Genomic DNA, 16,945 nt, shown 5'->3' with positions numbered 1-16,945 from the left:
CACCGGATGGCCACCGAGATGGTGATGATCAGCGCCCGGCCCGCCGAAGCAGCGAACCGGGCGGTGCCGGGGCACTGGGAAGGCGACCCGATCATGGGCGCCCACAACCGGTCCGCGATCGGCACTCTGGTCGAGCGGAGCACCCGCTACGTGCTGCCCTCAGCGCGAAGATCGCCACCCTGCCCGAGCCCACGACAGCGCCGTGACAGTCGATCTTGGTGTACTTGTCCAGGGTCCCGCTGGGCTGCGCCGGGCTAGGGGTACGGCGCATCCCGGGCCGGGTGCCTTTCTGTCGGCACCGCGGCCAGCAGGGCTTGGATCTCCGCGACGCGGGGGTCGCCGAGGCGCTGGCTGACGGTCAGCGCCTCGGCCCAGTGATCGCTCGCCTCCTGCGCCCGGCCGGTGCGGTTCTTGAGGCGGCCCAGGGTGATCTGGACGTCGATGGTGCCGTAGTCGGCGTTCAGTTCCTTCAGTTCGGCGAGGGCGTCGAGGCCGGCCTTCTCCGCTTCGTCGTGCCTGCCGGCTCCTTCGAGGGCCTCCGCGACGTTTCCGAGGGCGAGTGCCGCGTGGTAGCGGTCGCCGAGTTCGGCGAACGCTTCGCGGGCCGCCTGGGCGGCTTCGGCCGCGCGGTCGTAGTCGCGGAGGCCGATGCGGCTCGCGCTGACGTTGAGCAGCGCGTGCGGCACGAACGTGCGCTGGCCGTGGTCGCGGGCGAGGTCGACCGCCAGCAACGCGTGGCGTTCGACCTCGGCGTAGTCGGCCCGGACGTAGTACGCGCCCGCGAGATTGGACAGGATCGCCACGGTCAGCGTGCTGCCCTCGACGGTCTGGGACGCGGCGCGCGCTTCCTCCAGCGCTTCGATCGCTTTGTCGGGCTGGAGGGTGCGCAGGTAGGCCGAGCCGAGGTTGTTGGCGCTGTACTGGAGACCGGTGCTGTCGCCGGCGTCGCGGGTGGCCTCGACGGCCGTGCGCGCGGTGGTGATCCAGTCGTCGCGGTCGTGGCGTTCGGCGAAGAACCCGCGCAGAAGCCACGCGAGTTTCCAGGCGTGCGCGGTCCAGCCGTGACCGGCGGCGATGCCGACGAGCGCGGTCAAAGCCTGGCGTTCGGTGGTGTACCAGGCGATCGTCTGCTCGTGCTGTGCGAAGCGGACGGCGGGCAGCGGTGCGGGGTCGAGCGTGATGTCCTCGGTGAGCAGGTCGGGGCGGACCAGTTTGTTCGCTTCGGCGACGCTGGCGAGGTACCAGTCGACGAGCCGGCGCAGCGCGGCCGCGCGCTCGGCCGCCGTCGTTTCGGTTTCGACGAGCTCGCCGGCGTAGACGCGCAGGAGGTCGTGGAACTGGTAGCGGTCGGTGCCGGGCTGGTTGAGCAGGTGGGCGGCGGCGAGCTGGTCGGCGAGTTCACGGGCTTCGCGCAGGTCGGCGCCCGCGAGCGCGGCGGCCGAGGCCAGGCTGAAACCGTGGCCGGGGTGGAGGCCGAGCAGCCGGAAGAAGCGCGCCGCGGCCGGGCGCAGTGCCTTGTACGACCAGGAGAACGCGGCGCGGAGGTCGGTGCCGGCGTCCTGGGGGTCGCGGAGGGTGTCGAGCCGCAGCCGCTGGTCGCGGAGCTCCTCGACGATTCCGGCGAGCGAGACGCCGGAAAACCGGGAAGTGCGTTCCCCGGCGAGGGCCAGTGCCAGCGGCAGGCGGCCGCAGAGCTGGACGAGTTCGGCGACGGCGCCGGGCTCGGCGGCGAGGCGCTGTGACCCGACGCTGCCGGCGAGCAGCGCGGTCGCGTCGCGGTCGTCGAAGGTGCGCAAGGCGATGCGGCGGGCGCCGTCGCGGGCGACGAGGCCGCGAAGCTGGTTGCGGCTGGTCACCACGACGAGGTTGCCGGAGCCGGGCAGGAGCGGACGGACCTGGTCGGCGTCGCGCGCGTTGTCGAGCAGCATGAGGGTGCGGCTGCCGGCCAGCCTGCTGCGCAGCAGCGCCGAGCGTTCCTCCACTGTGGAAGGCAGGGTCTCGGGCGGGACACCGAGGGCGCGGAGGAAGCCGGCCAGCGCGGCGCCGGGCGTGACCGGGGTGTCCGCGGAGTGGCCGCGCAGGTCGAGGAACAGCTGGCCACCGGGGAAGCGCTCGCGGACGCGGTGGGACCAGTGCACCGCCAGCGATGTCTTCCCGACACCCGCGGTGCCTTCGATGACGACGATGCCGGAGGCGCCGCCGGGCGGCAGCCGGTCGAGTTCGGCGAGTTCGGGGCCGCGGCCGGTGAAGCCGGCGACGTCGAAGGGCAGCTGACGGGGAACGGTGTGCACGGCCGGTTCCGCGTCGGCGGCGAGCAGTTCCGCGTGCAGGCGGCGGAGATCTTCGCCCGGTTCGACGCCCAGTTCGTCGGCCAGCAACGCACGCAGCCCGGCGTAGCGCGCCAGCGCTTCGGCGCGGCGCCCGGAGCGGGCGAGGGCGCGCACCAGCCGTTCCCACAACGACTCCCGCAGCGGGTGCTGGGCGACGAGGTCGGTCAGTTCGGCGACGAGCCGCGCGTCGGGGACGAGCCCGGCGTCGAGGTCGATGCGCTGTTCCACGGCGAAGAGGTAGCGCTCGGTCAGGAGCGGGCCCCATTCGGCGGTCAGCGAGGGAGAGCCGACGCCTTCGAGGGGGACACCGCCCCAGCCGTCGAGCGCGGCGGTGAGCAGTTCTCTACGACGCGCGGGTTCCGTCGCGGCGGCGGCCTGGTCGAGGATCTGGAGGAAGCGCAGGGCGTCCACCCGGGACGGGTCGACGACCAGCCGGTAACCGTCCGGTTCGGTGACGACGGTTTCTTCGCCGCAGAGCCGGCGCAGGCGCATGACGTAGGTTTGCAGGCTGCCGCGGATGTGCGCGGGCGGAGTTTCCCCCCACACGCCGCGGGCGAGGGCATCGATCGACACCAGGCGGCCGGCGGCCAGCGCGAGCGTGGCGAGCAGCGCGCGCTGCCGGGAACTGGTCAGCACGACCGGCGAACCGTCGACGAGCACCTGGAACGGGCCGAGCAGCCGGATGTCGATGGTGGTCGCCCCCAGGTTCGCCTCGCGCACCGCCGGCCCCGCCGGACGCGGGCCCCGAGGAACGCAGCGTGGCATCACTCGGCCGGGCGCTCAAGCAACTTTGCGAAATTGGGCGGAACCGGTCCCGGGGGGCGGGGTTGGGCCGAGCGGGTGGTGTGCGGTGTCCGTTCGGGAAGCAGTGCTGGCGGTGGGTGACTTTTTCGCTTCCACGGCTTCGCGTGGCTGGAGGGTTGGAGGGGCCGGACAGTCGGGTTCGCGCACCCCCGAGGGTCGGCCCACGTACCCGGACAGTCGGTTCGCGCACCCCGAGGGTCCGCTCACGTACCCAGACAGACGGATCGCGCACCCCAAGGGCCGGTCCACCTACCCAGACAGACGGATCAATCGTCCGGACGGTCGGTTCACGTGCCCGACGGTCGGATCACTTGTCCGGGCGGTCGGTTCGCGGGGCTGGGACTCGGTTTACCTGCGGAGACAGTCGGTTCGCCCGGCCTCCGCTCGGCCGCGAGCCGCCCGCCTGATGCCCGGATCGCTTCTGCCGCACCGGCCCGGACATGCGGCAGGGCCCCGCGCACGTCGCGCGGGGCCCTGCCGGAAAATCAGCTCGCCTAGCGGGGGGTCCCCCGGATTTCACGTTACCGCAGGGGTCCGACAGTTTCGGGCGAGTCAGGCCTTCTTCGCCGCGGCCGAGGTCCGCCTCGCCGGCGCCTTGGCGGTGGTCTTGCGGGCCGTGGTCGTCTTCGCCGCAGCGGGCTTCGCGGCCGTCGTCGCCTTCGCGGCCGTCGTCTTGGCCGCCGTGGTCTTCGCCGTGGTCGACTTCGCCGCCGTCGCCTTGGGTGCGGCCTTCGCCCGCGTGGTCGCCGGCTTCGCCGTCGCAGCCTTCGCCGTCGTCGCCTTCGCGGCCGTCGCCTTGGCCGCCGTCGTCCGCGTGGCCGCCGGCTTTGCCGCGGTTGCGCGGGTCCGCGTGGTCGTCGACCGCGTGGTCGCGGGCTTGGCCGCGGCCGTGCGGGACGGGGTGGCGGTCGCCCGCGTGCCGGTGGTCGCGGTCGCGCGCTTGGCCGGGGTGGCCTTCGGCAGCTTCTTCGCGCCGGAAATGACGTCCTTGAAGGTGGTCCCGGCGCGGAAGGCGGGCACGTTGGTCTTCTTGACCTTCACGGCCTCACCGGTGCGCGGGTTCCGGGCCGTCCGCGCGGCGCGGGCGCGCTTCTCGAACACCCCGAAACCGGTGATGTTGACCTTTTCACCCTTGTTGACCGTCCGGATGATGATGTCGACCAGACCGTCGACCGCCTCGGAAGCGGCCTTCTTGTCGCCCAGGCGCTCCGTCAGCGCCTCGATCAGCTGGGCCTTGTTGGCCATTCCAGTCCTCCAAGAAGGAACTACTCGTCCACGGCCGCGACGGCCGACTAGCGACACGGTATTACCAAGGCAGCACAAATTCCAAACGGCACGCGGAACTTTCCCTTGTCCCGGGAGGGGTTCCGCCTCGCGAAGAGCCCCGGTAAAAGGAGCTCTCGGAGGGCCGTTCGGTGTGGTGTCGAAGCCGGCGTGCGGGGCGGGATCGCTTGCCGGGCAACCGATCCCGCCCCGGGACCGGGCTAGCCGGCGGCGACCGGTGTGGTCGTCGGCTTCCAGGACGGGCGGCTCGACTCGAAGGTGTCGATCTCACCGGCATGGCGCAACGTGAGAGCGATGTCGTCGAGGCCTTCCAGCAGCCGCCAGCGGACGTAGTCGTCGATCTGGAAGGGCGCGGTGAAGTCCTTGGCCCGCACCGTCTTGGTCTCGAGGTCGACCGTGACCTCGGTGCCGGGCTCGTTCTCCAGCAGCTTCCAGAGCAGTTCGACGTCGTGCTGCTCGCACTGCGCGGCCACCAGGCCGCCCTTGCCGGAGTTGCCGCGGAAGATGTCGGCGAACCGGGCGGAGATGACGACCTTGAAGCCGTAGTCCATCAGCGCCCAGACGGCGTGCTCGCGGGAGGAACCGGTTCCGAAGTCCGGCCCCGCGACGAGCACGGTGCCCCGGTTGAACGGCTCCTGGTTGAGGATGAAGTCCTCGTCGCCGCGCCAGGCGGCGAACAGGCCGTCCTCGAACCCCGTCCGGGTCACCCGCTTGAGGTAGACCGCCGGGATGATCTGGTCGGTGTCCACGTTGGACCGGCGCAGCGGGACGCCGACGCCGGTGTGCTGGGTGAACGGTTCCATGGCTGTAGCTCCTCGGGTGGGTCAGCGGGCGGCGGTCAGCAGGTCTTCCGGCGACGACAGCGTGCCCCGGACGGCCGTGGCGGCGGCCACGAGCGGCGAGACCAGGTGCGTCCGGCCGCCCTTGCCCTGCCGGCCCTCGAAGTTGCGGTTCGACGTCGACGCGCTGCGCTCCCCCGGCTTCAGCTGGTCCGGGTTCATGCCGAGGCACATCGAGCAGCCGGCCTGGCGCCACTCGGCACCCGCCTCGGTGAAGACCTGGTCGAGGCCCTCGGCCTCGGCGGCCTTGCGGACCCGCATGGAGCCGGGAACCACCAGCATCCGGACGGAGTCCGCCACTTTCCGACCACGCAGCACGTCGGCGGCGGCCCGCAGGTCCTCGATCCGGCCGTTGGTGCAGGAGCCGAGGAAGACGGTGTCGACCGCGATCTCCCGCAGCGGCGTGCCGGGCTTCAAGTCCATGTAGGACAGGGCTTTCTCAGCGGCGATGCGGTCGTTCTCGTCCGGGATCCGCTCCGGGTCGGGCACCTCGGCGCTCAGCGGCAGGCCCTGGCCGGGGTTGGTGCCCCAGGTGACGAACGGCGTCAGCGCGGACGCGTCCAGGTGCACCTCGGCGTCGAACTCCGCGCCGTCGTCGGTGCGCAGCTGCCGCCAGTTCTCGAGCGCCGCGTCCCAGTCCGCGCCCTGCGGCGCGTGCGGGCGGCCCTTCAGGTACGCGAACGTCGTCTCGTCCGGGGCGATCAGCCCGGCGCGGGCACCGGCCTCGATCGACATGTTGCAGATGGTCATCCTGGCCTCCATCGAGAGGGCCTCGATGGCCTTGCCGCGGTACTCCAGGACGTAGCCCTGCCCGCCGCCGGTGCCGATCTTGGCGATCACGGCGAGGATGACGTCCTTCGCCGTGACGCCGGGGCGCAGCTCGCCGTCGACGGTGATCGCCATCGTCTTGAACGGACGCAGCGGCAGCGTCTGGGTGGCCAGCACGTGCTCGACCTCGGACGTGCCGATGCCGAAGGCGATGGCGCCGAACGCGCCGTGCGTCGAGGTGTGGCTGTCGCCGCAGACCACGGTCATGCCGGGCTGGGTCAGGCCGAGCTGGGGGCCGATGACGTGCACGATGCCCTGCTCGGCGTCACCCATCGGGTGCAGCCGGACACCGAACTCCTTGCAGTTGCGGCGAAGGGTGTCGACCTGGGTGCGCGAGACCGGATCGGCGATGGGCAGCTCGATGTCGATGGTCGGGACGTTGTGGTCCTCGGTCGCGATGGTCAGGTCGGGGCGGCGCACCGGCCGCCCGGCCAGGCGGAGGCCGTCGAAGGCCTGCGGGCTGGTGACTTCGTGCAGCAGGTGGAGGTCGATGTAGAGCAGGTCCGGTTCGGCGCCTTCGCCTCGGCGCACGAGGTGGCTTTCCCACACCTTCTCCGCCAGCGTGCGGGCCTTGCCGGTCGGGCTGGTCATCTCCGGCTCCTTCCACGGTTCGTCGTCGAACTCGGGCGCGCACCTACGGAACGGATGCGAGCCGCGAAGGAAGGGCGCAGCTCGAGTTCAGGGTTTCCCAGATGCTGGACTTCCCAAAGTGCGGGACGCTAGTATCGGGTCGTGGGACAGCATAGCGGTATCGGAGTACTGGACAAAGCAGTGGCCGTCCTGCAGGCGGTCGCGGACGACCCCTGCGGCCTCGCGGAACTGTGCACGCGGACCGGCCTTCCCCGGGCCACCGCGCACCGGCTCGCGGTCGGCTTGGAGGTGCACCGGCTGCTGCGCCGCGGTCCGGACGGGCGCTGGCGCCCCGGTACGGCGCTGGCCGAACTGGCGGGCGGTTCGACCGACCCGCTGCTCGACGCGGCGGGCGTGGTGCTGCCGAAGCTGCGCGACGTCACGGGGGAAAGCGTCCAGCTGTACCGGCGCGACGGCGTCCAGCGCGTGTGCGTCTCGACGGCGGAGCCGCCGAGCGGGTTGCGCGACACGGTGCCGGTGGGTTCGCGCCTGCCGATGACGGCCGGTTCGGGCGCGAAGGTGCTCGCGGCCTGGGCGGACCCGCACACGCAGCGCACGATCCTGGCCGACGCGGTCTTCGGCGAGCGGACGCTGCTGGAAGTGCGGCGGCGGGGCTGGGCGCAGAGCGTGGCGGAGCGAGAGCCCGGCGTGGCGAGCATCTCGGCGCCGGTGCGGGACTCCGCCGGGACGGTCGTGGCGGCGGTGTCGGTGTCGGGCCCGATCGAGCGGATCGGCCGCAAGCCGGGGGCTCGGTGGGCGGCGGACCTCCTCGCGGCGGCGGACGCGCTGCAGGAACGGCTCTGAGGCTCCGGAGTGGGCGGGTGCGCCTGTTCGGGTGACCCGGCCCGAAGTCGCGTATTCGGTGAGCTCGGCCACGTCTCCTTGTAGTCGGTACTACAAGAGGGGGACGACCATGAGCACCGAACTGAATCGCCGGGCGATGGCGATGTTGCGGGCCGTCGGCGCTGGGCGCGCCGAGCTCACCTGCAGCTGTGAACCGGACCTTCGGGTCGACGGCCTGCCGTGCTGCGACCAGGCGACCGCGCACCAGCTGGCGCGGGCGGGCCTGATCCGGGCGGCCCGGGTCGTGGCCCTCGGGCAGTGGACCCGGGCCGAGCTCACCGCCGATGGGCGCCGCGCGCTGGGCGATACCCTCGCCGCCGCCTGAAGCAACCTTCCGGGTTGCTCGCGCGTGTACGCGGGGAGGGATTACCGCGAGGGGGACCCATGAAGATCGTTCCGGCGCTGCTCGGCGCCTGTCTGGTACTGACCGCGTGTTCGGGTACGCCGGCCGCCGGCCCGCCGTCGGCGAGCCCGAGCCCTGCCGAGAGCATCCCGAGCTCGCCCGCCGCCGATCCGGCGGCGGTGCGCTGGATGGACGGCTTCTGCGCCGCGGTCCACGGCTACCGGGAGCGCACCAACCGGGAGGCCGACCCCGCCAAGCCGACGCCGAGTACGGTCGCCGAGGCGCAGAAGGCGCTCAGCGCGGAGCTGGACGGGATCGCCGTTCGCACCGGCGAGGTGGTCGGCAAGCTGACCGCGTTGCCGCCCGGGCCGGTTCCGCTCGCCGAGACCGTGCGGAAGGCGTTCGTCACGAAGTACACCAAGGCGCACGACCGCGCCGCGGAGGCGAAGACCGCCCTCGACCGGGCGAAGCCGGGTAACGAAGCTTCCCAGAGCCCGGCGGCCAAGGCCCTCGATCAGGCGCAGCAGGACGTCGACGGGACCTACGACCCGGTCGGCGCGGTGACGGCGTCCCCGGAGCTGATGCTCGCCGCCGCGACCGCACCGGGCTGCAAAGCCTGAGCCGCGCTCATCTCCGCACGAGCGGGGCCTGCAGTGGCAGGGAGCGCGACGAGCCGCCCACGGACACGGTGAACGCGCCCCGCGCCGGCTGCCACGCGTGGCTGCCCGTGTCCCAGACGGAGAAGTCGCGCACGTCCAGCCGGATCGTCACGCGCCGGGCCTGGCCCGGCGCCAGCTCCACCCGCTCGAACCCCTTGAGCTGACGCGGCGGCTCGCCGGCGGCGGCCGGGAAGCCCACGTAGAGCTGGGCGACCTCGGCCCCCGCCCGGTGTCCGGTGTTCCGCACCGTGAACGTCGCCGTGGCGCCGTCGCCGGTGTTCCGCACGGACAGCCCCGAGTAGGCGAACGTCGTGTACGACAGGCCGTGGCCGAACGGGAACAGCGGTGTGCGCTGCTGCGCGTCGAACCACCGGTAGCCGACCTGCAGGCCCTCCGAGTACGTGGCCACGCCGTTGATCCCCGGGAACTGCGCCGGGGTGTTCGCCGGGGTGTCGGCCTCCGCCGCCGGGAACGTGATCGGCAGCTTCGCCGACGGGTTGACGTCGCCGAAGAGCACGCCCGCCACCGCCGCGCCGTCCTGCTGGCCGGGGTACCAGGCCTGGAGGATCGCGGGCACGCGCGCGGCCCACGGCATGAGCACCGGGCCGCCGCTCTTCACCACGACCACGGTGTGCGGGTTCGCCTCGGCGACGGCGGCCACCAAGGCGTCCTGGTTGCCCTCCAGGGCCAGGCTCGGCCGGTCCTTGCCCTCGGTCTCGTTGTCCCCGACCATCACCACGCTGACGTCGGCGGTGCGGGCCAGCGCGGCCGCGCGTGCCGGGTCACTGCCGTCGTCCAGGGTCACCACGGCGCCCGGGACGCGCTGCCGCAGCCCCGCCATCGGGTCCACTGTGGACGTCGGGATGACGGCCGAGCTGCCCCCGCCGCCGGTCTTGGCCTTGGTGGCGAACGGCCCGATCAGCGCGATCGACCGCACGGAGGGATCGAGCGGGAGCTGGGCGCCTTCGTTGCGCAGCAGCACCATGCCGCGTTCGGCGAAGTCCTTCGCGGCGGCGTCGTGCCGGGCGGTCGGCAGCGGCGAGGCGACCGGCGGGTGGTCGAACTGCCCGAAGGCGAACATCGTGCGGAACCGCGGCCGCAGCAGCTCGTCGACGCGCTGTTCGGTCACCTGCCCGGCCAGCACGGCCTGCTTCATCTTCTCGCCGTACCAGGTGCCGTCGATCATCTCGAGGTTCATGCCCGCGTTCGCCGATCCGACGGTGCTGTGCGCGGCGCCCCAGTCCGACTGGATGAACCCCTTGAACCCCCAGTCGTCGCGCAGCTTGCCCTGCAGCAGCTCCGGGTTCTCGCACACGAAGACGCCGTTGATCTTGGGGAAGGCGCACATCACCGAGCCCGCGCGGCCCTCGGTGACCGACTGCTCGAAGTGCGGCAGGTAGATCTCGTTGAGCGTGCGCTCGTCGATGTGCTCGTCGATGGTGAAGCGCTGCGTCTCCTGGTTGTTGGCGGCGTAGTGCTTGACCTCGGCGATGGTGCCGTTCTCCTGGATGCCGCGGATGTCGGCGGCGGCCAGCGCGCCGGCGAGGACCGGGTCCTCCCCCATGCCTTCGAACGTCCGGCCGTTGCGCGGGACGCGGGCGATGTTGATGTCGGGCGCCTCGGACACGTTGTGCGCGAGCGCGCGGGTTTCGCTGCCGATCAGCCGGCCGTACCGGCGCGCGAGGGCAGTGTCGAACGTCGACGCCAGCGCCATGGTGGCCGGCAGCGCGGTCGCCGGTTTCTGCGGTTTGTCGTCGGCCGGGCCCATGCCCGCCGGGCCGTTGGCGATCCGGAACCCGGGCACGCCCAGGCGCGGGATCGGCGGCACGAACCGCTGGTGCTCGGCGTCGGGCTGCAGGTGCAGCTGGGAGATCTTCTCGTCGAGGGTCATCGCCGCGATGAGTTCCGCGGCACGACGATCGGGTGACCGGCGGGTGTCGCGCCAGGGTTGCGCCTGCGCGGCCGCCGGCGCCGCCAGCGACAACCCCAGGACCACGACGAGAACCAGCGGGCCGTTGCGCATCGAGTCTCCCACGGCAGGCGGACGGGACCAACGGCGGACAAGCTAACCCGTATGTGACTCGGAAACATAGACCTGACGCATGTTCACGTCCTTGAATGAGCGATTGGACTCAACCATTTCCCCGGCTCAAGCGTGGAGTACAGACGAAGGAGAGGGGACGAACCATGGTCAAGAAAACCCTGATCGGCCTAATGGCGGCGAGCGCGGTGACACTCGCACTGGCCGCCCCGGCGCACGCGGCGGACGAAGTCACGTGGGGCATGACCACCGAAGTGCAGCCGGGCGGGCAGATCTACGCGCAGGTGTACGCGCAGGTGTACTCCGGAATGGGCAATGGCTGCACGCCGACCGGACCGGTCACCTCCACGGGCTTCGCCGCACCGCTGAACTGGAGCGAGGGTGGCAACTGGGGCAAGCATGCCGGGTACACGACGGCGATCAAGAGGCCGGGCAAGTACACCGCGTCGTTCCCCTGCACGGACGGCCGGACGGCAACCCAGGCCTTCACCATCCTGGGCACCCCGCCGCCCACCACGCCGACCGAGCCGAAGCCGCCCACGACGTCGAAGTCCCAGCCGAAGCCGACGACGTCGTCGAAGGCGCCGAAACCCGCGAAGCCGCAGGTCGCGGTCAAGCCGGCGGGTGCGCCGCAGACCGGGGACGGGTCGCTGAGCTGACCCTCCACAATAGACACCCCGGGGCGGTGGTATCCCCAGGTCACCGCTCCGGGGCCCGGCTCAGCGGGCCGCGGCCAGCCGCAGCGCCCGGTAGACGAACTGCTGGTCGCCGAGCCGGTGCCGCAGGTCGCGCTCCAGCCCGGCGATCGGGTAGAGGTTCTGCGGCGCCCGCGAATCCTTGTAGGCGACGGACGCGAACCGCCCCAGCACCGACTGCGTGACGTTCGCCAGCCCGGCGACCTCGGCGCGGCCGAGGTGCGGCGCCGCCTCCACCCGCACGACCCCCGACCACGGCGGGCCGCCCACCGACGGCAGGCGCAGGTACCAGGAGTGCCGGACCCACGTCGTGCCCATCAGGAACACCGGCGTGCGCTGGTGCGGGCCGAGCCGGCCGACCATCGCGTTGAGCTCGCCGGGCAGGTACGTCGTCTGGTGGCTCTTGATGAACCCGACGGCCCGCTCCAGGTGCGCCCGGCCGCGCAGCGGGCCGTCCACGACGAGCAGGTCACCGCGCACGTGGCCGGCGATCGCCGTGCGCGCCTTGATCGCCGTCTCCAGCTCGGTTTCGGCCAGCTGTTCCTGCAACGCCGACGACAGCACCACCGGCAGCGGCTTGTCCTCCTTGGCCGCCGCGCGGTGCGCCGTGTAGACCCCGGCGGGGGTCGCGATGTCGTCCGCCTGCGGGGCCACCGTGAACAGCCCGCGCCGGACGTCGGTGCCGACGACGTGCGCGCGGCCGTCGCAGCAGCACACCACCCCGGCCGCGTAGGACGCGCAGACCCCGATGGACGCGGAGTTCGTTCCGGCCGGGTCGTCGATCCAGACGCGCGCGTCGATCCGCCGGACGCCGTCGACGAACAGCACGGCCTCGGGCGGTGACACCGGCGACGGGTCGATCGGCGCCCACTCCGCCTCGGGGACCTCGACGTCGAGTTCGACCTCGGCCTGGGAGCGGCCGAGCTCCTCGGCCTCCATCGAGCTGCCGTAGCCCGGGTCCCAGGCGTCGATGCTGAAGTTCATCCCGGCCACCGCGGTCATGCGCCCTCCCTGGCGATGTGCGAGCCGGTGCCGTCCCGGGTGACCAGGAACCGCACCGGGACGCGCTCGGCGAGCGCCGGCACGTGCGTGATCACCCCGACCATCCGGGAACCGGACGCGGCGAGGTTCTCCAAAGTGGACGCCACGACGTCGAGGGTGGCCTCGTCCAGCGTCCCGAAGCCTTCGTCGAGGAAGATCGACTCCAGCCGCGTCGCGCCCTCCGAGTTCATGGCGCCCAGCTGCGAAGACAGCGCGAGGGCCAGTGCGAGCGACGCCTGGAACGTCTCCCCGCCGGAGAGCGTCTTGACCGGGCGCCGGGCGTCGGCCTCGTTGTGGTCCACCACCAGGAAGTCGCCCTTGTCGTGGGTGAGCTCGAACTGGCCGCCGGACAGTTCCAGCAGCGACGCCGAGGCCTCGGCGACCAGCGTGTCGAGCGCCCCGGCGATGAGCCAGCGCGGGAACTTGTCGGAGCGCAGCAGATCCGCGAGCAGCCGCGCCACCTGGGCGTCGGACTCCGCGGCCGCGATGTCTTCGTGCAGCCCCGCCACCCGGGCCACGCGCCGCTTCAGGTCGGTGTGGTCGGCTTCGGCGCGCGCCCGGGCGGCCGCGACGGCGACCGGCACGCGATCCCGCACCGGGCCGTCGGGCAGGGTGATCCCGAGTGCGGTGACGTCGTCGGCGACCGCGCGTTCGGCCGCCCGCAACGCTTCGGCGGCTTCGTCCTCGGCGGCCGAGGCGGCGGCCAGGCGGTCGCGGTGGGCGGTCGCCTGCCCGGCCGCCCAATCCGTGAGCGCGGTCCAGGCGCCGAGGAGGCTGTCGCCGTCTGTGACAACGGGGGCTTCGCCCCGGGCCGGGGGCTCCGCCACCCGGACCCCCGAAAAGCCGTCGATCGGCGGGGCGCCGAGGCCGACCAGCGGGTCGCGCGCCCGGGACAGGTTCTGCCGCTCGGCTTCGACCTGGGCGGCGATGCTCGCCTGCGCTTCCCCGGCTTGCTTCGCGGCGGCGCGCGCGGTTCGCAAGGCCGCGTCCGCCGCCTTCGCGGCTTGTTCGAGTTCGGCAACCTTCGCGAGCTGCTCGGCGACCACCCCGGCGGGCGGAGCTCCGGCCAGGATCCCGGCGAGTTCGCCGTGCCGGCGGCGGGTGGTCGTCAGCGCGGTGCTCGCCGACTGCTCGGCCAGCGCCGCTTCTTCCGCCCGCTTGCGCCGTTGCTCGGCGCTCCGCTCGGCGGTCTTGAGGTCCTCCGCCGCGACGACGGCTTCCTTGCCGGCGGCTTCGGCGGCTGCTTCGAGTGCGGCCAGCGCCGTCCGCCGTTCCTCGAGCGCGGTCGCCGCCCACGCGGTGAGCCGTTGCCAGCCCGCCGGGACGTCGTCGCCGTCGACCGCGGGCGCGCCCAGCTCCACCAGGGGGTCGCGCGCCGCCCGCAGTGCTTCCCGGGCCGCCGCGAAGGACTTCTCCACGGCATCGGCCTCGTGCTGCGCCGCCGCGCGATCGGCGCGGGCGGCCGCCAGTTCGGCGTCCGCGGCCGTCGCGGCCTCGGCGACGCGGGCGCGGCCGTCGATCGTCGCGGACAGCCACTCGCCGCACGCCCGCACGGCCGCGACGAGATCGGCGTAGTCCTGCTCGGAAAAAGCCGCCTCCACCGGGCGGCGCAGCACCGCCGACTCCGGCGGGCCGTCGACCCCGGCGAGGACGGCCCGCAGTTCTTCCGCCTGCGTGGCCGCCGACGCGGCCGAGTCGGCGTCGCGATCCACGGCCCGCTCCAGCTTGCGCAGCGCGGACTCGGCGGCGGCGCGGCCGGTTTCGGCCCGCTCGAGGCGGTCCCGCGCCTCGGCCAGGTGGGCGTGCCCGACGGCATCGGGCAGCGTCGTGACTTCCTGCTCGCACACCGGGCACGGGTGCCCGACGGCGAGCCCGGCCCGCAGGCTCAGCGCCTGCCCGGCCCGCTCGGCTTCGGTCACCGCCGTCTTCGCCGCGGTGACTTCGGCGTCGGCACGGGCGAAGCCGGCCCGCGCCGCTTCGAGCTCCGTCCCGCGCACGGCCTGCTCGGGTGCAGCCTTCCGCTGCGCTTCGCACACCGCGTAGAGCGTGCGGGCGTCGGAGCGGGCGGCGGCGAGCGGGGCGACGTCCGGCTGCGCGGCCAGCGCCGCACGGGCTTCGGCGTCGGCCGCCTCCGCGGCACGCAGGCGCGTGTCGGCGCCCGCCACGCGCTTCGCCGCCCGCGCCGCCGCGTTGGAGAGGTCCCCGAGATCGGCCGGCGGCCGCAGCCCGGCCAGCCGGTCGCGGTCCGCGCGGGCGCGCGCCGCTTCGTCGGCCGCGTTCTCGGCCGCCCGCGCGGTCGTGTCCCTTGTCTTGCGGGCCGCGTCGACGGCGGACACCGCTTCGATCACCGCCGTCGCGGCGGCGGCTTTCGCTTCCGACGCCGCTTTCGCCGCTTCTTCGAGCCGCGGGAGGGCCTTCTCCGTCTCCTCGAGCTCGACGCGGTCGGCGCGGATCCGTTCCAGCTCGCTTCGGCCGGGAGCCGCGGCGAGCGCGGCACGGGCGGTTTCGTCCGCCGTTTCCGCGGTCTCCAGCCCGGCCCGGGCGGTCGTGGCCGCGTCGGCTGCCGCGCGGCGCCGGGTTTCGAGGTCTTCGACACCGGCCGGGCGTTCCACGGCGTCGAGGACGCTCAGTTCCTTCGTCAGCGTGGCGACGCGTTGCCGGGCTTCGTCGTGCGCGCGGGTGACGTCGTTCAACCCCGGCAGCGCCTCGGTCACCCGCGCGTCCAGCTCCGCGACCGCCGTCATCCGCGCGGCCAGCTCCTCGACGGCTTCCTCGGTGGCGTCGGCGTAGCTGCCCAGCTGTTCGGTGAGGACGGCGGCGCGTTGCTTCTGCTGCTCCGCCGTCACGCCGGCCCGGCGGCCGATCCGCTCGTAGACCTCCAGGCCCAGCAGCTTGATGAGGATCTTCTGCCGGTCGGCGGCCTTGGCGTGCAGGAACTCCGCGAAGTCGCCCTGGGGCAGCGCCACGCAGGTGCAGAAGTGCTTGAACGTCAACCCGAGCAGGCGTTCGACCGCCGGGGTGACCTCGGAGTCCGCGGCGACGGCGTCGGCTTCGTCCTCCGGCCCGCCGAGGGCGGCGGGGTCGGCGAGCCGTTCCAGGCGGACGTTCTTGACGCTGACCGTGGGTTTCTTCCCGCCACTGCGCCGGACTTCCCGCACGACGTGGTAGCGCGCGCCACCGGCGTCGAAGACCAGCCGCACGGTGGCGCGGTTCACCGTCGGGGCGAGCGCGGGCGCGACGAGGCCTTCGTGGTCCCACCGGGCGACGGACCCGTACAGCGCGAAGGTGAGCGCGTCGATCACCGTGCTCTTGCCGGCGCCGGTCGGCCCGACGAGCGCGAAGTAGTCCGTGTCCTCGAAGCTGACTTCGGTCTTCTCACGGAAGGACGCGAAGCCGGTCATCTCCAGCAGCACAGGCCGCATGTCACACCCCGCTCGTCTCTTCGTCGTGCAGCCGCGCGAAGAGCGCCTGCACGCGCTTGTCCTCGACCGTGCGTTCTTCGCAGTAGGCCGCGAACAGCTCCCCCGGGGAACGGTCCGCGACCGCGCGGTCGCCGCCCGACGTCGTCACCGGCGCGGCGAACTCCGGGTCGATGCGGATTTCCAGGGCGTTCGGCAGGGCTTCCTGGATCTCCTCCCGCAGCCCGGCCCTGGTGGCTTCGCGGAGGTAGACGCGGAGGTAGTCGTCCCCGAACTCCTCGGCGCGGCCGGTCAGTTCCGCCACCGTGCCGTGGACCGTCCGCAGCTTCCGCCCCGCCGTCAGCGGGAGGTCGGTGATCTTCGCCGGCGTGGTGGGACTCACCTCCACGGACAGCACGACGCTGGTGTTGTCCTGCTCGCCGAAGTCGACGGCGAACGGCGATCCGCTGTAGTGCACCGGGCACGCGGCGGGCAGCGACTGGCGCCGGTGCAGGTGGCCGAGGGCGACGTAGTGCGGTTCGAGGCCGAACGCCGTCGCGGGCACGTGGTATTCGAAGATGGACTGGGCCGCGCGCTCCCCGCCGCCCATGGCGCCGCCGGTCACCGTCAGGTGCGCCATGACGAGGTTCACCGCGCCGTCGGTGAACCCGGACTTGAGGTGGTCCAGGATGTCGCGCACGCGCTGGTCGTACTGGCCGACGTTGTCCGCCGGCGTCCCGGCGAGCAGCTCCGCGGCGCGGACCGCGTAGCGCTGCGAAAGGAACGGCAGCACCGCGACGTTGACGCGCTCGCCGGTCGAACGCGCGTCGAACGAGACGACGCCGCCGTCGTGGACCGGGCGGGGATCGCCGGTGAGCTGGATGCCCGCGGCCTTGAGCAGCGGCCGGTACGCCTCGAACGTCGCGGCGTGGTCGTGGTTCCCGGCGATGGCGATGACCTCGGCCCCGGTTTCGCGCAGCGCCATCAGCGCCCGCACCACGAGTTCCTGCGCGGCCGCCGACGGCGCCGACGTCTCGTACAGGTCACCCGCGACGAGGATCGCGTCGAACTGCCCGTCCCGCGCGATCCGGACGATCTCGCCCAGCACCGCCCGCTGCTCGTCGAGGCGGTTGCGGCCCTTGAGCGTCTTGCCGATGTGCCAGTCGGAGGTGTGCAGGAACTTCACGCGGCTTCCTTCCGTTCGGGTAGC

The 16,945-nt window shown here is 72.9% G+C and carries 12 protein-coding genes and 1 pseudogene; 5 read left to right on the top strand and 8 right to left on the bottom strand.

Annotation, left to right across the window (positions count from 1 at the left end):
* Positions 1–18: 18 nt before the first annotated feature.
* Positions 19–153 (top strand): annotated as a pseudogene (locus AB0M80_RS29725) (IS30 family transposase); the annotation flags it as partial.
* Positions 154–254: 101 nt separating this feature from the next.
* On the opposite strand, the gene AB0M80_RS29720 reads toward AB0M80_RS29725, so the two are convergent.
* The 4 genes from AB0M80_RS29720 to leuC form a co-directional block, all read right to left on the bottom strand.
* Positions 255–3,050, bottom strand: a complete 2,796-nt coding sequence (locus tag AB0M80_RS29720) for a BTAD domain-containing putative transcriptional regulator (protein ID WP_364571525.1) — start codon at positions 3,048–3,050, stop codon at positions 255–257.
* A 636-nt stretch (positions 3,051–3,686) separates the two neighbouring features.
* On the bottom strand, positions 3,687–4,379 hold the full coding sequence (locus AB0M80_RS29715) for an HU family DNA-binding protein (protein ID WP_364571523.1): 693 nt from the start codon (positions 4,377–4,379) through the stop codon (positions 3,687–3,689).
* Between the two features lie 239 nt (positions 4,380–4,618).
* Complete coding sequence (gene leuD / locus AB0M80_RS29710) at positions 4,619–5,221, bottom strand: 3-isopropylmalate dehydratase small subunit (RefSeq protein ID WP_364571521.1); 603 nt, start codon at positions 5,219–5,221, stop codon at positions 4,619–4,621.
* Between the two features lie 21 nt (positions 5,222–5,242).
* Positions 5,243–6,676: a 3-isopropylmalate dehydratase large subunit gene (gene leuC / locus AB0M80_RS29705; RefSeq protein WP_364571519.1), complete on the bottom strand. Its 1,434-nt coding sequence runs from the start codon at positions 6,674–6,676 to the stop codon at positions 5,243–5,245.
* Positions 6,677–6,817: 141 nt separating this feature from the next.
* Here leuC and AB0M80_RS29700 point away from each other — a divergent pair, with 141 nt between their 5' ends.
* The 3 genes from AB0M80_RS29700 to AB0M80_RS29690 all read left to right on the top strand — a co-directional run bounded on the left by AB0M80_RS29700 (position 6,818) and on the right by AB0M80_RS29690 (position 8,521).
* Complete coding sequence (locus tag AB0M80_RS29700; RefSeq protein WP_004560682.1) at positions 6,818–7,519, top strand: IclR family transcriptional regulator; 702 nt, start codon at positions 6,818–6,820, stop codon at positions 7,517–7,519.
* Between the two features lie 109 nt (positions 7,520–7,628).
* Positions 7,629–7,883, top strand: coding sequence for a hypothetical protein (locus AB0M80_RS29695; protein WP_364571517.1), 255 nt, complete (start codon positions 7,629–7,631; stop codon positions 7,881–7,883).
* Positions 7,884–7,942: 59 nt separating this feature from the next.
* Positions 7,943–8,521, top strand: coding sequence for a hypothetical protein (locus AB0M80_RS29690; RefSeq protein WP_364571515.1), 579 nt, complete (start codon positions 7,943–7,945; stop codon positions 8,519–8,521).
* Between the two features lie 7 nt (positions 8,522–8,528).
* Here the strand turns inward: AB0M80_RS29690 and AB0M80_RS29685 are convergent, their stop codons facing one another.
* Positions 8,529–10,583: a glycoside hydrolase family 3 C-terminal domain-containing protein gene (locus AB0M80_RS29685; RefSeq protein ID WP_364571513.1), complete on the bottom strand. Its 2,055-nt coding sequence runs from the start codon at positions 10,581–10,583 to the stop codon at positions 8,529–8,531.
* 164 nt (positions 10,584–10,747) lie between these two features.
* Here AB0M80_RS29685 and AB0M80_RS29680 point away from each other — a divergent pair, with 164 nt between their 5' ends.
* Positions 10,748–11,260, top strand: a complete 513-nt coding sequence (locus AB0M80_RS29680) for a hypothetical protein (protein WP_364571511.1) — start codon at positions 10,748–10,750, stop codon at positions 11,258–11,260.
* Positions 11,261–11,320: 60 nt separating this feature from the next.
* On the opposite strand, the gene AB0M80_RS29675 is transcribed toward AB0M80_RS29680, so the two are convergent.
* From AB0M80_RS29675 to AB0M80_RS29665, 3 genes are read right to left on the bottom strand one after another with little or no spacing between them, the layout of a single operon-like run.
* Entirely contained in the window at positions 11,321–12,298 is a 978-nt protein-coding gene (locus AB0M80_RS29675) for a hypothetical protein (RefSeq protein ID WP_364571509.1), read from the bottom strand.
* Positions 12,295–15,759, bottom strand: coding sequence for an SMC family ATPase (locus AB0M80_RS29670; protein ID WP_364571507.1), 3,465 nt, complete (start codon positions 15,757–15,759; stop codon positions 12,295–12,297). The genes AB0M80_RS29675 and AB0M80_RS29670 overlap by 4 nt, the downstream gene beginning before the upstream one ends.
* Before the next feature lies 1 nt (position 15,760).
* Entirely contained in the window at positions 15,761–16,921 is a 1,161-nt protein-coding gene (locus AB0M80_RS29665; RefSeq protein WP_364571505.1) for an exonuclease SbcCD subunit D, read from the bottom strand.
* Positions 16,922–16,945 lie beyond the last annotated feature (24 nt).

The sequence above is a fragment of the Amycolatopsis sp. NPDC051045 genome (assembly GCF_040682955.1).
Lineage (GTDB): Bacteria > Actinomycetota > Actinomycetes > Mycobacteriales > Pseudonocardiaceae > Amycolatopsis.
Note: the sequence above shows the minus strand (reverse complement) of the source record. Positions and strands in the feature narration are given on the sequence as shown.

What these genes read in the sequence shown, in the direction of transcription:
- AB0M80_RS29675 (WP_364571509.1), bottom strand. Translation starts at nt 12,298, where the DNA reads ATGACCGCGGTGGCCGGGATGAACTTCAGCATCGACGCCTGGGACCCG.
- AB0M80_RS29685 (WP_364571513.1), bottom strand. Translation starts at nt 10,583, where the DNA reads ATGCGCAACGGCCCGCTGGTTCTCGTCGTGGTCCTGGGGTTGTCGCTG.
- AB0M80_RS29670 (WP_364571507.1), bottom strand. Translation starts at nt 15,759, where the DNA reads ATGCGGCCTGTGCTGCTGGAGATGACCGGCTTCGCGTCCTTCCGTGAG.
- AB0M80_RS29680 (WP_364571511.1), top strand. Translation starts at nt 10,748, where the DNA reads ATGGTCAAGAAAACCCTGATCGGCCTAATGGCGGCGAGCGCGGTGACA.
- AB0M80_RS29715 (WP_364571523.1), bottom strand. Translation starts at nt 4,379, where the DNA reads ATGGCCAACAAGGCCCAGCTGATCGAGGCGCTGACGGAGCGCCTGGGC.
- leuD (WP_364571521.1), bottom strand. Translation starts at nt 5,221, where the DNA reads ATGGAACCGTTCACCCAGCACACCGGCGTCGGCGTCCCGCTGCGCCGG.
- leuC (WP_364571519.1), bottom strand. Translation starts at nt 6,676, where the DNA reads ATGACCAGCCCGACCGGCAAGGCCCGCACGCTGGCGGAGAAGGTGTGG.
- AB0M80_RS29690 (WP_364571515.1), top strand. Translation starts at nt 7,943, where the DNA reads ATGAAGATCGTTCCGGCGCTGCTCGGCGCCTGTCTGGTACTGACCGCG.
- AB0M80_RS29695 (WP_364571517.1), top strand. Translation starts at nt 7,629, where the DNA reads ATGAGCACCGAACTGAATCGCCGGGCGATGGCGATGTTGCGGGCCGTC.